The 14,915-nt window shown below is 61.5% G+C and carries 10 protein-coding genes; 5 read left to right on the top strand and 5 right to left on the bottom strand.

What is annotated here, in order from left to right; all coding sequences use genetic code 11:
• Positions 1-35: 35 nt before the first annotated feature.
• The gene (locus GOB87_RS00530) at positions 36-1,019 is read right to left on the bottom strand and encodes a CobW family GTP-binding protein (RefSeq protein WP_166312590.1); all 984 of its coding nucleotides are present in this window, start codon (positions 1,017-1,019) and stop codon (positions 36-38) included.
• 98 nt (positions 1,020-1,117) lie between these two features.
• Positions 1,118-4,495 (bottom strand): AsmA-like C-terminal region-containing protein, encoded by a 3,378-nt coding sequence (locus tag GOB87_RS00525; protein ID WP_166312589.1) that lies wholly within the window; start codon positions 4,493-4,495, stop codon positions 1,118-1,120.
• A 150-nt stretch (positions 4,496-4,645) separates the two neighbouring features.
• On the opposite strand from GOB87_RS00525, the gene GOB87_RS00520 reads away from it, so the two are divergent.
• The 5 genes from GOB87_RS00520 (at position 4,646) to GOB87_RS00500 (ending at position 13,237) form a co-directional block, all read left to right on the top strand.
• On the top strand, positions 4,646-7,720 hold the full coding sequence (locus GOB87_RS00520) for a bifunctional [glutamine synthetase] adenylyltransferase/[glutamine synthetase]-adenylyl-L-tyrosine phosphorylase (RefSeq protein WP_166312588.1): 3,075 nt from the start codon (positions 4,646-4,648) through the stop codon (positions 7,718-7,720).
• A gap of 37 nt (positions 7,721-7,757) precedes the next feature.
• Positions 7,758-8,231: a thioredoxin-dependent thiol peroxidase gene (gene bcp, locus GOB87_RS00515; RefSeq protein ID WP_166312587.1), complete on the top strand. Its 474-nt coding sequence runs from the start codon at positions 7,758-7,760 to the stop codon at positions 8,229-8,231.
• 148 nt (positions 8,232-8,379) lie between these two features.
• Complete coding sequence (locus tag GOB87_RS00510; protein ID WP_166312586.1) at positions 8,380-8,772, top strand: hypothetical protein; 393 nt, start codon at positions 8,380-8,382, stop codon at positions 8,770-8,772.
• 549 nt (positions 8,773-9,321) lie between these two features.
• Entirely contained in the window at positions 9,322-10,782 is a 1,461-nt protein-coding gene (locus GOB87_RS00505) for a sugar porter family MFS transporter (protein WP_242006066.1), read from the top strand.
• Positions 10,783-10,993: 211 nt separating this feature from the next.
• Entirely contained in the window at positions 10,994-13,237 is a 2,244-nt protein-coding gene (locus tag GOB87_RS00500; RefSeq protein WP_166312585.1) for a TonB-dependent receptor, read from the top strand.
• 44 nt (positions 13,238-13,281) lie between these two features.
• Here GOB87_RS00500 and GOB87_RS00495 read toward each other — a convergent pair whose 3' ends face one another.
• The 3 genes from GOB87_RS00495 to GOB87_RS00485 are packed head-to-tail and all read right to left on the bottom strand — an operon-like array spanning position 13,282 to position 14,539.
• Complete coding sequence (locus GOB87_RS00495) at positions 13,282-13,488, bottom strand: hypothetical protein (RefSeq protein WP_166312584.1); 207 nt, start codon at positions 13,486-13,488, stop codon at positions 13,282-13,284.
• The gene (locus tag GOB87_RS00490; protein WP_166312583.1) at positions 13,485-14,402 is read right to left on the bottom strand and encodes a hypothetical protein; all 918 of its coding nucleotides are present in this window, start codon (positions 14,400-14,402) and stop codon (positions 13,485-13,487) included. The genes GOB87_RS00495 and GOB87_RS00490 overlap by 4 nt, the downstream gene beginning before the upstream one ends.
• Positions 14,402-14,539, bottom strand: a complete 138-nt coding sequence (locus tag GOB87_RS00485) for a hypothetical protein (protein ID WP_166312582.1) — start codon at positions 14,537-14,539, stop codon at positions 14,402-14,404. Before GOB87_RS00485 ends, GOB87_RS00490 begins: the two co-directional genes overlap by 1 nt.
• Between the last annotated feature and the right edge of the window lie 376 nt (positions 14,540-14,915).

The following is a 14,915-nucleotide window of genomic DNA, read 5'->3' as shown; positions in this document are numbered from 1 at the left end:
CACTCTCCTTGCGGTGTGTTTTCAAAAACCGTCATTCAGGCCCGGCAGCTTTCAAGACCACGACGCAAACGCGGACGGTTGAGGTTGCGCCCGATCAGCACCAGTCGTGACTCACGCGGCTCCCCCGCCTTCCACGGGCCGATGAAATCCCCATCCGCCATCATGTGCACGGCCTGAAAGGCAAACCGTTCGTCACGCCCCTTGAAATCGAGGATACCCTTGGTGCGCAGGATGTCGCCGCCCTGCTCCTGAAGCAGCGCGCTGATCCACGCATGGAAACGCCCCTCGTCCAGAGGTTCCTTCACGGAGAGGGAAATGCTGGTGACGCCCTCCTCGTGAGAATGTTCGGTGTTTTCGAGAAAGTCCGGCTCATAGGCCAGCGCGCGCTGAAGATCGAAGCCGCCCTGATCGAGCACATCCGTCAACGGAACATCGCCGCGCACAGCCCGATGAATACGCACATGGGCGTTGATCTGACGCAGACGTTTCTCGATCTCCTCAAGCTTCGCCTCGTCCACGAGGTCGGTCTTGTTGAGGATGATGACATCCGCGAACGCGACCTGATGCACGGCCTCGGGGCTTTCATCAAGCGTGGCCAGCACGTTGTAGGCGTCCACCACCGTGACGACGGCATCCAGTCGTGTCTTGCCGCGCACATCCTCGTCCACGAAGAAAGTCTGCGCCACGGGAGCCGGATCGGCCAGACCGGTGGTCTCCACGATGATGCCGTCGAACTTCGTGCGCCGCTTCATCAGGCTGCCGAGAATGCGGATCAGATCGCCGCGCACGGTGCAGCAGATGCAACCGTTGTTCATCTCGAACACTTCCTCGTCGGCATCGACCACGAGGTCGTTGTCCACGCCGAGTTCACCGAATTCGTTGATGACGACAGCGTATTTCCTGCCGTGTTCGGCCGTGAGGATGTGGTTGAGCAGCGTGGTCTTGCCCGCGCCGAGAAAACCCGTCAGCACCGTTACCGGCACAAGCTGCTTTGCGGTCGCGTCCTGCGTTCCCGACATGGCGTTCTCCTTTTCCTCTGGCAAGTGGCCCGGGCAGGCCACATTCATTGTGACGGACATATAGGCACGCCCTCCCCACCCGGCAAAGGGAGGCCGCGTCAGAACATGTTGCGCAGGATGCCGGGAAGAAAGATCGTCAGCGGTTCGACGGAGAACGCGGGTTTGTCGATGCGTCCGTCGAGCGCGAACTTCACCGCCAGCAACCCACCCCCTTTCTCGGGTGCGAGAAGGTGCCCGACGCCGGGAATCTCGCCGGGAATCTCGTTGATCGCAAAAGCCGGCACGATGGTGCCCGAGAGCTGCATCGTGCCTTTGTCCAGATCGACCGGCCCTTCCAGCGTGGCGCCCAGCGCGCCGTTACCGGCGCGACCGTCGCGGATATGCAGGACGCCATCGGCGAACTTCACCGGCATTTCAAACCGCTGGACCTCGAACTCCGAGTGATCGCGGGAATTGAGCCAGCCATAGATCGACAGGCTGCGCGCCACCAGAAGCGCACCGGGAGCGTGACGGATGGTGAAGGGCGAGAGTTTGAGCGCTCCCTTGAAAGGCGCGGTGGGCTGCTGGTCATCGAAATGACCGTGAAAGACCGCATGGCCGCCGACCATCATGTCGGTCACGCCCATGCGGTCGAGCAGTTGGCCGAAATCGGGAATGTCTGCCACCAGCTTGCGACGGTTCCCATCGGGGACGATGTCCACCTGCGCGACCGAGGGTTCGGTCATGGCGAAACGCATACGCTCGATGCGCACGCCGTTATGGTCGAAATAGGCGTCCACGCCACCGATACGCTTGTCGCGCCCGTAATAAATGTGGTCCGCCTTCAGATCGATCACCCACGGACGCTGCGGTGGCCCGCTCACCTTGCCGCTGGCCGCCTGGGGAACATGCAGGGTGGTGGCTTTCCCAGCAGGCTCAGCGGCTGTGTTGGTTTCCACTAACGGGCTGAGGTCGAGATCATTGGCGCGGATCCGCACCGTGATCGGCTCCCATGTTCGCTTCGGCAGGAACAGCGTGGCCGAACCGGTCGAGCGACCGACACGGAAAGCCGGCACATCGAGTTCCGGCACGCGCCCCGGACGCAGATGTGCCTCACCGTTGACATCGAGATCCGGCCCCTGCGCGCGGATGCCGGAAGCGGACACGATGTTGCCCCCTTCAAGCTGGAGGTCGGCATGCACAGTGGTGGGTTGTCCGGGCGCCTTGCTCCACAGGGGAATATGGATGCCGGCCTGTTTGAGATTCAGGTCGAGAGCGAGCCGGTCATGAGCCTGCTTTATGACGGAATAGTCCACCTGAAGCTCGGCCCGGCCCGAAACATGATCCTGCACCGGAATACCCGCGGCCGCGACCGTCTCGGGCGTGAGGTGAAGATGCGTCACGATATGATCGACCGCCTGTCCGGGCGCCACACGGTCGAAGTCGATCATGCCTTTCACATCCGCAGGAATGTGGCTGAACACGCCGCCGCCGGTAAAGGTCATGCCGTGCATCGTGACATCGGAATCGAGCGTTCCGCCATCGACGTTGCGCTGCAGGGCCACATTGCCGAGATGCACATGCGTGAGATGGGCATGGCCGTTCAGCGTCATCTGGTCGGTCGTCACGCTTGCGATCAGCGGCAGGCTGAGCGTGAAGTGGACAGCGCCATAGCCACGGGGATGATCGAAAGGCAGTGGGTGCTTCGAGAGAATGTGCAGCCGCTGCTCGGACAGAAGCGCGAAATGGTCGCGCAGGTCTCCGTTCAGTCCGATCTCGATGGTTCCGATCTGATCCTTCTTGTCCAGATCGCTGATGATCATGCTGCCCGGCTGCACCTCCAGACGTCCGCTGCCCGTCGTGCCCACACTGGCCAGCGTGCGTGTGGTGGGCTGATAGCCATGGGCGAAATCGATGCGGATGGTCTTGAGATCCACAAATTCCAGATGCGCGTCCAAGCCTTTTATCGGCGCGATGGGGCGCAACCAGTGGACGTCCATTCCCTTGCCGTCCAGCCCGCCAGAGACACTGACGACATCGGGAGATTTTCCCGTGCGGTCAGGGCCGATGCCCAACCGGACATGCACGTTCTCGATCGTGCCCGCCGTGATGTTGCGCGACACCCAGCGCCGCGCGCCTTTCGCGGCCTTGGCTGGCCAGTAATCCGCCACCCGGTCGAACGGGACGTCCGAAAGGCCGGTGTCGAGCGTGCCTGTCATGGCGCCCGGCACTGCGAGATCGCGCCAGTCAACAGCGCCTGTGGCCGTCAGCACCGGGGGCGGAAGGGGCGTTTCGTTTGATGATGGCGTGGAGGCCGATGCGGCAAAAGACGTTGTGGCCGACTGCACGCTTCCTTCCTGCGCCACCGGCACGACGACGGGCTGTGGGGGCGGCCGCAACTGCACCGCAAAGGAATCGAGCGACAGGTGGGCGGGCCAGCCCGCCTTCGTCTGCTCACCCAGCGTCATATGCAGAGTGGCCTGCCCATTCTGCGGATAGAGCGTGGAACCGGCCGCCCGGATTTCACCCGTGCCGAGCGCGATATGCGCCACGGCTTCACGCGGCATCATGTACCACGCGCGCTTTCCCGCCTGCAGGATCACATCCGCATCCAGACCGATGGGCGCCTGCACTTTCTTCAGTTCGGGCGCGAGGCTGACAAAGCCTGCGGGTGTCACCGGATCGAGCGTGACATGCCAGTGCAGCGCCTGATCGGCGGACAGTTCGCCCCTTGCACTTAGATGCAGCGATACGGGCAGAACAGAGGTCGCGGAATCGGCGGGGGCTCCCGTCATGCCCAGGGTGAGAGCGCCCGAAAGCCCGTGACGGCGCTTCACCACCACAGGCGTAAGGTCCGCATCCACCGGGTCCACGGTCCAGACCTGTCCCGTCACATCGTCCCTGAGCACCATATGCGTCTGCGCCAGCACCAGCCGCCGGAGATGTTTGATGCCGATGGGAGGAAAACCACCGCCCTTGCCGGAAGCCTCTCCCGGAAGATCGAGATCGATATTGCCCTGCGCGTCACGTCGCAGCGCGATCTGCGCGCCCGTCACCCGCAAATCGGTCAGCGACAGACCGCCACGGAAAAGCGGCAGGGCGTCCAACGCGATGGCGCCGGAGGCAAGACTGTCCGCAACCCGGTTCTGCGCGTCCAGTATTCGCACATCCGTCAGTTCCAGCAGGACGGGAGAGGTCAGCCCGTCCCGCAGGCTGTTCCAGCGCAGTTGCGCGTGTCCCACATCCAGCCGTCCGCGTGGGGGCTGGCCGTGCCCGCCCCCTTCCACCGTGACGGGCAGGAACAGATGCACAAGCGGCGTGACATCCACCGGCCCCGCCAACATGGCGAGCAGCACGCCGCCTCCGGCCAGCAGCGGTACACCGACCATCGCGCCGGCCGCAAGCAGAACCCGGCGCCCCCATCGTCGGCGGGGACGGGGGGACACCACGATTCCGGACGCGGGATGTTCGTCCCTGTCTTGACCGGAACCGCTCATCGACCCCACCCTGCTGGCACGTTCTCTCCTTCAGACCTCACTCGCTGGCTTCCCTGTACAAGACCTCCACCGATCAGGCCCATGTCGCGACGCACCTCTTTTTTCTCCCCCACCGACCGCATCCGTGGCGCTTCTACAGGAAAAGGCACAATGCGCCCAAAGGATGGCGAAACCTCTGCACACACCGCGCGGCTGCGTCGCCATCAGCCGCACTGGCCTCAGGCCCGCTGGCCCTCGCCGACCGACGCGACGGCGGTACGCAACTTCCTCGACGATTTTCTGCCCCGCTGGCAGGAGGCCGGTCTCGACCCTGCCCTGCCCGATCATCCCGACGTCGCAGCGCTGCTTGCCTGTGTGGGCGGTAACAGCCCCTATCTGGCGGACCTGATCCTCCGTGCGCCCACCGATTTCGCCACCCTGCTGAGAGAAGGACCGGACGCCTTTGCCGAGGCGACGCTGGCCGCCGTCGAAGCGTTGCCGCCCACCGTGGACCGCGATTCGCTCTGCGCCGCCATGCGCCATGCCAAGAGCCGTGTCGCCCTGACCTGCGCACTGGCCGATATCGGTCGGTTCTGGCCACTGGAAACCGTGACGCAGACGCTCAGCCGTCTGGCCGAAGTGACGCTGGACGCCGCCGTGCGCCACCTTCTGCGTGCCGCCCATGATGCAGGACGTCTGTCGTTGCGCGACCCGGGACGCCCGACATGGAAGAGCGGATATGTCGTGCTGGCGATGGGGAAGCTGGGCGCGCGGGAGCTGAACTTCTCCTCCGACATCGACCTCGTGGTGCTGTTCGACGCCGAACTGCACGATGATCCCGACACGGCCCGGCAGATGTTCATCCGCCTGACCGGCGATCTCGTGCGTTTGATGGAGACGCATGACGCCAACGGCTATGTCTTTCGCACCGATCTGCGCCTGCGCCCCGATCCTTCCGCCACACCGCTCGCCGTCTCCCTGCCTGCCGCCATCGCCTATTACGAAAGTCTTGGCCAGACATGGGAACGCGCCGCCATGACCAAGGCGCGGCCTGTCGCGGGCAACCTCACGCTCGGGCGCGAATTCCTGCGTGCGATCCATCCCTTCATCTGGCGGCGGCATCTGGATTTCGCGCTGATCGACGACATCCACGCGATGAAGGCCAAGATCGACCGTCACCGCAAACCCGGTCGCACCGGGCTGGCCGCCATGCCCGACACAACGCTGCTGGACCCGGACGCCGGAATGGAGTGGCTGCTCGGCCACAACGTGAAGCTGGGAGAGGGGGGCATTCGCGAGATCGAGTTCGTGGCGCAGGCCATGCAGCTTGTCTGGGGCGGTCGCACGCCCAGCCTGCGCGACCGCACCACATTGGGCGCGCTGCGCACCCTCACCCGCTCGGGCCATATGCCGCGCGAGGATGCGCAGGTGCTGGCGCGGGCTTACCGCCTTCTGCGCGAGGTGGAACATCGCGTGCAGATGCGCGCCGATCAGCAGACGCACGATCTTCCCACAACGGTGGAGCGGTTCGACGCGCTGGCCATCTTCCTCGGCTATGCCAGCGGTGGAGATTTCGCACTCGACCTGCTCCCGCAGATGCGCGCGGCGCGGCGTATTTTCGAGCATCATTTCAGCAGCCCCACCCGCGCGACCGCCGCCGAGGAAGCCGATCTCGATCTGGGTGCGGACGATCTTCCCGCGCGGCTGGGCGAGCTTGGCTTTCCCGACACCGACTGCGTGGCGGCGGCGTCCATCATGGAGCATTGGGCTGGCAACAGCCGCCGCGCCCTGCGTTCGGAACGTGCCCACGCACTCCTGCGCGGCCTGTTGCCGGCTCTGCTGAAAAGCTTCATGGCCCGACGCGATCCGCTCGCCTGCCTGCGCCATTTCGACACGTTGCTCTCCCGGCAACGCGCGGGCGTGCAGCTTCTCTCCCTTCTGGAGCGCAATCCGTCCCTTCTTGAGCGGATCGCCGCCATCTTCGATGCCTCGCCGTTTCTCGCCAGTCATCTGGCTGATACGCCTTCGGCCCTCGAAGGGTTGCTGGAAGTGCAGGAAGAAGAGGATGAAGACATCTCCTCCGCCCCCGCTCTTGCGCCCCGGCAGGTGCAGCTTCTGGCGGACGAGAAGCCGGATCTGGAAACATTGGTCATGCGGCTGCGTCCGGTGGTACGGGCGGAAGAATTTCGTCTCTCGGTCGCGCGTCTGGAAGGGCGAGTGGACGAAGACACCGCCGCCCACGACCGGACCGCGATGGCCGATGCCGTCATGAGCGTTCTTCTGGACTGCGTGTTCGAGACACATCGCACCCGCTATGGCCATGTAAAGGGCGGCGGCATGGCGGTGGCGGCGCTGGGCAAGGCCGGCTCGCGGGAAATGATGGCCGGCTCCGACCTCGATCTCATGCTGGTCTTCGATCATCCCGAAGACGTGATGCAGAGCACGCCAGCGCAGGAAAGCGGAAAATCCCTGAGCGTTTCGCAATATTACCTGCGCCTCTCACACGCTTTCATCGCCGCCCTTACCGCGCCCGATGCGGAGGGACCGCTCTACCCCGTGGACATGCGGCTGCGTCCCTCCGGCGCCGCCGGACCTGTGGCGGTCCCTCTGTCCGCCTTCCGCCGCTATCATGCCGAGGATTCGTGGACGTGGGAGCGCATGGCGCTGACGCGGGCCCGGTTCATCACGCAGGTGGGCGAACGGGGAACGCGGACACGGCTGAAAAAGACGTGGCTGACCGATCTCGATGCGGCTCTCGCCCTGCGGTCCGACAGCCCGCCAGAAAAACTGCGTGCTGACGCCGCCGCCATGCGTCACCGTCTTGCCCGGGATCTGCCGCCCTCCAGTCCATGGGACATCAAGCGTCGGGAAGGCGGCCTGATGGAAGTCGAGTTCATCGCCCAGACGCTTCAGCTTGTGGCGGGAACGGCGAAAGCCCGTTCGCCCGTCACGGCGCAGGCGTTTCATCTGCTGGCGCGCGAGAAAGTCATTTCCAGAGACGACGCGCAGGTGCTGATCACCGCCGATGAATACTGGCGCAGTCTGCAAAGTGTGCTGCGCCTATTGTGCGGTCCCACGCCGCCCACCGACCCTGCCCAAGACCTGCCGCCCGCAACGCTCGATCTGCTATGCCGGAGCATGAACGTGTCGGGCATCGACGTGCTGGCAACGGATGTGACGCAATTGGCGGAAACGGTGCGCGTCCTGTTCGTGCGGCTGATCGGATCTGTGGAGCCTGACTCTTGATATTGCGCGCGTGCGGCGGCTCGGGCAGGCTGACGGCATGAGCACCGAACCCCTGAAAGTGGGCGACAAGGCCCCGAGCTTTTCCCTTCCCGCAAGCCGTGGCCGCACGGTCTCGAGCGCGGACCTCGCAGGTCATCCCTACCTGCTCTATTTCTATCCCAAGGCGGATACGCCGGGCTGCACCACGCAGGCCTGCGGCATTCAGGAGGCGTTGCCTTCACTAGCAAAGCTCGATCTGACGGTCATTGGCGTCAGTCCCGACCCGGTGACGAAGATCGACCGCTTCGCTGACAAATACGATCTTGCCTTTCCTCTGGCGAGCGACGCGGACCATGCGCTGGCCGAGCGCTATGGCACATGGGTGGAGAAATCCATGTATGGCCGCACATATTGGGGCATGGAGCGCAGTTCGTTCCTGATCGGCGCAGACGGCCTCATCAAGGCGATTTGGCGCAAGGTCAAACCTGCCGAACATGCGGCGCTCGTGGAAAAAGCGGCATCCGAGTTGTAAGCGCGTTGTCCCGCTCTTCCGGGAGCGGGCGCATGGCCGGAAGATGACGGCGTTTTCACCGAAAGCGCCCGGAATTCGCCACGAATCAGGCCTTTCATGTCGCCATGAACAGGACACGGTCCTTTGACCTGATCCGAGGCAGACAGACATGAACAGACATCTTCGCACCCTTCTCATCCTTCCCGCCCTTCTGGGCGCTCTGGCCGGCACCGCCGCCCTTCCCGCCACGGCTCATGCTCAGCCGTGGCGTGGGGGGCCGGGCGGTCCCGGCTGGGGCGGCGGCCCCCGCTGGGGTGGCCCGGGACCGGGCGAATGGCGGCATCACCATTCACGCGGTGAAGGCGGCCTCGTTGCAGGCGGTATTATCGGAGGACTCGCCGTAGGCACGCTCGCGGGTATGGCCATCGCCAATTCTCCGCCGCCCGCAATGGTGTATGCCCCGCCCCCACCACCGCCGCCCCCGACTTATGTCGTCCCGGCTTATCCGGTAGCGCCTGTCGCCCCCGTCTATGGCGGCTACGGAGGCTATGGCGTCTGGTAGGCCCTTTATTCCTTACATCCTGAGTTTCAGAAACCCGCGCTCTTCGGAACGCGGGTTTTTTCGTGCCGGGGGTGAACGCAAAAATGTGGGAGAGGCAACTTCGCGAAATGTGTGTCGTTACGTGTCTGGAATCACAGACTATGGCACACACTATTTTATCCTCGGTTCGACAATAACAATGGCTCACGACACGAGAACAGTCAGACAAAACAGAGCTACACCACCTGAATACACGAAGGATTCAGGAGATAAAAACCGCATCGAACGACCCGGAACGTCTCAACATCCAACCGCTTTTTCAGAGAGTCCATCGACACGTATTTCTGCGTGGAACTTTCATGTTCACGAAAATATGAACATGTGATAGAAGAGAGCGTGTTCAGGCATCATCCGGGGGCGTTTCCTAACCCTCTTTCCACCTCTGTCGGCCCTACAGGCTGGCAACAGGGCGTGGTTCCACCACCCCGGAAACTTTCTGCCTGAAGACGCGCGTCTCCGGGTCATCCGGAAAAACGACCGCCCCGCCAACAGAATGGAGGATCAGCCAACTTGAAGACAAAGCCCCCCCTGCCACGCATTGTCGCAGCCGCCGTGGACGCTGCGGAAATATCTCCTACTGCCAGCAGGACCTTGTGGATCGCAGCCGTCGTGGCCGCCATTTGTGGCGGCCTCTACGGTTACGATACAGGCATCATCTCCGGTGCTCTTCTGCTCATCACCCGCGATTTCCATCTCACGATCACTCAACAGGAATGGGTGGCATCCTCCATTCTTGCCGGTGCGGCCGTAGGTTCGATCGGCTTTGGCTGGTCGTCCGAAAAGTTTGGCCGCCGCGCGACCGTCATCTTCGTGACGGCCGTTTTCGTCGTTGGCGCCATTGCCTGCGCTCTTGCGCCGGACGTGACCACCCTGATCATTGCCCGCCTCTTCCTTGGGCTTGCCGTCGGCGGCTCGACACAGGTGGTGCCGACCTACATTTCCGAACTGGCCCCACCCGCGCGTCGCGGCAATCTGGTGACGATGTTCAACGTGGCGATCGGCATCGGTATTCTGCTTGCCAACATAGCCGGTCTTGCGATGAAGGATTCGCTGGGGTGGCGTCCGATGGTAGCCGCCGCCGCCCTGCCCGCGGCCTTCGTCTTTATCGTCATGTTCTTTCTACCCAAGAGTCCGCGCTGGACGGCCCGCAACGAAGGCCTGCATGAAGCGGTCGAACAGCTCAGCCGTATCCGCACCAACCGCAAAAGCCTCCAGAAAGAAGCCCACGAGATTCACCGCAATCTCAACAAGGGGAACGATCCCTCCGAAAAGGGATGGAAAGGGCTGCGGCATGCGTGGGTGCGCCCGGCCGTTGTGGCAGCACTTGGTGTGGCGTTCTTCACGCAGGCCGGCGGGCTTGAGATGATGATCTACTACACCCCCACCTTCCTCACGGATGCGGGCTTCGGTCCGGAGTGGTCGCTCATGGCCAGCCTCGGTCTGGCGGTTGTGTACTGCATCATGACGTTCATCGGCTGCATGGTTGTGGACCGCGTCGGGCGTCGCCGCCTGATGCTCATCATGGGACCGGGTGCCGTGCTGAGTCTGGTGGGGCTGGGTCTGTGCTTTTCCATGCACCCAGCCGCCGGCACCATCGGCAGCTACGGTGTCGTCGCCTTCCTCCTGCTCTTCATGCTGTTCAACTCGGGCGGCATTCAGGTTGTGGGCTGGCTGACGGGCGCCGAGATGTTCCCGCTGCCCATGCGTGGCGCCGCCACCAGCGCGCACGCGGCAATGCTTTGGGGCAGCAACCTGCTGGTCACGGCCACAACGCTTCAGCTTGTGCAGTTTCTCACACTGGGCGGCACGATGTGGTTCTACGCGGGCGTTAATCTGGCGAGCGTCATTTTCGTCTGGCTGCTGGTGCCCGAGACGGCGGGAGCCTCCCTTGAGGACATCGAAACCACACTCCGAAAGGGCACATTCCGCCCGCGCCTCGGTCACAGTCCCCGGATTATCGACAACGTCTAACTGGCACATATCCTTCGGATTTCTTTAAGAAATCCGGAAAAATGACGGTACATGAGGAAGGCTCGCAGACAGGTTCTGCGGGCCTTCCTGCGTATTGGCCGTGCAGAATTGCCACAGTTCGGCGTCGCGTTCCGATTGCGCATCATCTTATTCTGTTATGTTATAACATACTTGTGTAGGAGGTATTCGATCAGGACAACACGGACCCACAATGAACACATCACTCCGCACTCCCGCCCTGCTTCTGCTTGCCAGTCCGTTCCTTTTTCTGGGCGAAACGACACCTGTCGAAGCCGCCTCCGTTGCCAGCACGGATGTCACGGATCAGAGCACGAGCGAAAACACATCAAAGACCAAAAAGGATGCCTCGGCGCGCGATCACCACATCATCGTCACCGCACATCTCGACCGTCAGCGCGCAAGCCTTCAGCCCTCCACGGGTGCGACCGTGTATCGGTTTTCCCGACAGGACATCGAACGGATTCCGGGTGGTGACAATGCGCCCCTCACCACCATCCTGTTGCAGGCCCCCGGCGTGGCGCAGGACAGTTACGGACAGATCCATATCCGTGGTGACCACAATGAAGTGCAGTTCCGGCTCGATGGCGTGATGTTGCCGGAAGGGCTGAGTGTATTCGGGCAGGCGTTGATGACACGTTTCGCGCACTCCATGTCGCTGACGACAGGCGCGCTCCCCAGCGAATACGGCTTTCTTCAGGCAGGTGTGATCGACATCACCACGAAGAACGGCACGTCGGATGAAGGTGGCAATGCGTCGGTTTATGGCGGCGCCCGGGACTATATGCTGCCCTCGCTTCAATATGGCGGCCACACGGGCAAATGGGATTATTTCGCAACGGCGGATTTCGTTCATAATCGGGTCGGCATCGAGAACCCGACACCCAGCTTCAACGCCCTGCACGACCTGAGCAATCAGTACCATTTTCTGGGACATCTGCGTTACACGGCGGACGCCGACACCCGCATCAGCTTTACTGCCGGCGTGTCCAACGCGGAATATCAGCTTCCCAACAATCCCGGTCAGCAGCGACAGTTTGCCAACCCGACCTATATGGGAAGCGACCTGGCGCAGCGGCTTTATGGCAGTGTGGACAGCGCTTCGCTGGATGAACACCAGAAGGAAATCACGGATTTCGGCATTCTCTCACTCCAGAAGGAGATGGGGAAACTCAGCCTGCAATCCTCGGCCATCGTGCGTTACAGCTCGCTGGGCTATTCCCCCGATCCCTTGGGTGATCTCGTCTATAACGGGATTGCCCAGCGCGCGCAGCGCTCCGTGTTTTCTTCCGGGTCACAGAGCGATCTCACATGGCGCATCGCACCGCGTCACACGCTGCGCTTTGGATATCAGGCCTATGTCGAACGCACGATCGCCAAGATGGATTCCACCGTCTACACGCAGACCGGCACGGATCAGGACGGCAACGCGGTCTTCGATGGGGCCACCGCGTCCATTCATGACGGCACGGGCCGCACCGGCTGGGTGTATGGACTTTACGCGCAGGACGAGTGGCGCCCTCTCCATAATCTGACAGTGAATTACGGCCTGCGCTTTGATGGAGTGGATGAATACACCCATTCCAAACAGGTGAGTCCACGCATCAATGTCGTCTGGCGTCCATGGACAGGTGGCACGTTCCATGCGGGCTATTCCCGCTACTTCACACCACCACCCTTCGAACTCGTGGCGACGAACCAGCTTGGCAAATACGCGGCGACTTCGGGAGAGCCTGCCAATTTCGGGAACTCGATGGTCAAAGCCGAGCGCGATCATTACTTCGATGCCGGGTTCGCACAGGATCTTCTGCCCGGCTGGCACGCCTCATTCGATGCGTATGTTAAACTTGCCCGCAACATGATCGATGAAGGTCAGTTCGGCTCCCCAATCATCCTGTCCGCGTTCAACTATCGACGTGGACAGGTGCATGGTTTCGAATTCGCCACCGATTATTCGCGCGGTCCATTCAGCGTTTATGGCAATTTTTCGTGGTCACGCGCGATCGGCAAGGACATCGTCTCGGCACAGTGGAATCTCGATCCGGCCGATCTGGCCTATATCAGTCGCCACTGGGTGCATCTGGACCATGACCAGAGATGGACAGCGTCCGCAGGTGCCAGTTACACCATCTTTCACAAGACGGATCACCCTCTGCGACTGTCCGCCACGATGGTCTATGGCAGCGGCCTGAGAATGGACGGAGCCACACCCAACGGCGCCTCCGTCCCTCAATACGCCACGTTCAATCTTGGTATCGTGCAGTCGTTCGAGAATCTCTTCCACACGCCTTGGCTCAAGCGCACGGAACTCCGTCTGGATGTCACGAATCTGTTCGATAAACGCTACATGCTGCGCAGTGGCGATGGCATCGGTGTCGGCGCGCCACAATATGGACTTCGCCGCACGATCCTGACAGGGATCTCGCAACGATTCTGATGGAATATGGGTCTTTCCTCCATAACGAAGAAAGACCCATATTCTCAGGTACTGAGACCGCCCGTCTGACTGCTGTCATAAGGGGGTAATTGCAGGGTGAGCGTCCCCGTCACCCATGTCTCGGACAGGCCGTTCACATCCATGATGCGATTGGCCTGCGTCGCGTCACCAAGATATTTCGCGGCCACATGCCACAGGGAAATATCCGCGGGGCTCACGGTAATGGTCTGGCTTTCATATACATTTGTCATGGTTGTGCGCTCTGAATGGAATTTCCCGTAATGGTTTCGATCGTGCCATTAGCCTGATTCAAATAAGATCCTGCCAGAGACGAAGAGGATGATGTGGCGGAATGGCAGATGGCGGCAATCAGAGATGAGCCGTCTGAAACGATATTGCCGTTCGCATTGGCCGCAATGGACGCCAGTTCAGTTTCCGAGGTTGCCGACAGGGACGAAACGGACGTCCCCGCGTCCGTGATGCTGCTTCCCAGTGTCGTAAGCGTCGCGTTACTGCTCAACGACGAAAGCGCGTTCGCCTGCGTCGAAATCCCAGAGAGAGTGGCAGACAGGCTGGACACGCTCCCGCCACTCCCAAAGAGGTTCGCCAGCGGTGTAATCTCACCCGCATAGGACGAAAGTGACGATGATGCTGCCGAGACATACGACGAAAGACTTGTAAATGTGCCCGATATGGCCCCCAGCGCATTCGTCGCCTGTGTCCCGATCAGACTGGTGAGAACCGAGCGCGTGGACGAAAGCGTATTTGCCGCCTGCGGTATCACCTCACAGGCAATCTGATAAGGAATGACCGTTCCGTTTTCCGTATAAGCCGCTTCGAAAGCGGTTATGACCACCTGCCGAACGACTCCTCCTCCCGAAAAGACCCATTCGGAGCCACTGCGCGCCATGGCATCGAGCGTGCGGGCACGCGCAAGCGCAGTGCTGCCCCGGAATATGCCGTTCCAGACGAGGGGTTCATCGAAATACCCCCCAAGAACGACAACTTTTCCACCACCCGGCTGAAAAAACGTCGAGGTTGCCTGATAGCCACCCCAACTGAGCGCGGACGGCACCTCGGTATCAAGAAATACGACATTTCCCAGACGAAAGGCCTGACTTCCCAGAGCCGCCCCGATCGCTCCAACAACACCCAGAAGACTCATCAGATATGAAACCCCGGATAGCTGGGAGTTGCCTGCACCCACGACAGCGGTGACATTGTGGGAGGTGCCGAGAGAATACCCTGAAGTTCAGTCATCATCATGCGGCGTAGATCAGCATGAGGTTGATGGTCTTTCATGGTTTGTCCGTGTTCCGAACTTCGAGAAGACGATAGATCACCGTTTTTTTTCGGCATGAAAGGTGAAGGCGAGCGCGCCGCTGCGGCAAGACCGTTCTGGCGTGGGGAACTTGACGAAAACGGGGAAGAGTGAGACGGCGCATCCGGACGAGACGTTCCACCAAAATGAGGCATCGTGCTCTCATGCGAGTTCGTGCGTTCTCCAAAACTCCGCAAAAGTGCATCCTTCTGTTTCCGACCATGTCTCATAACGCTGTCCATGCCTCCATTCGGTATGGATTTGCGAATAAATCGTGCTTCTATCGAGGCTCTTCGAGACGGATTCTGATGAGGACGGAGAATATAACTTTGCTTGTTTTTCTCAGAGGGAATCATA

The sequence above is a fragment of the Acetobacter estunensis genome (genome assembly GCF_011516945.1).
Taxonomy (GTDB): Bacteria; Pseudomonadota; Alphaproteobacteria; order Acetobacterales; family Acetobacteraceae; genus Acetobacter; species Acetobacter estunensis.
The sequence above is the reverse complement of the archived record's forward strand: the minus strand, read 5'-3'. Positions and strand labels throughout refer to the sequence as shown.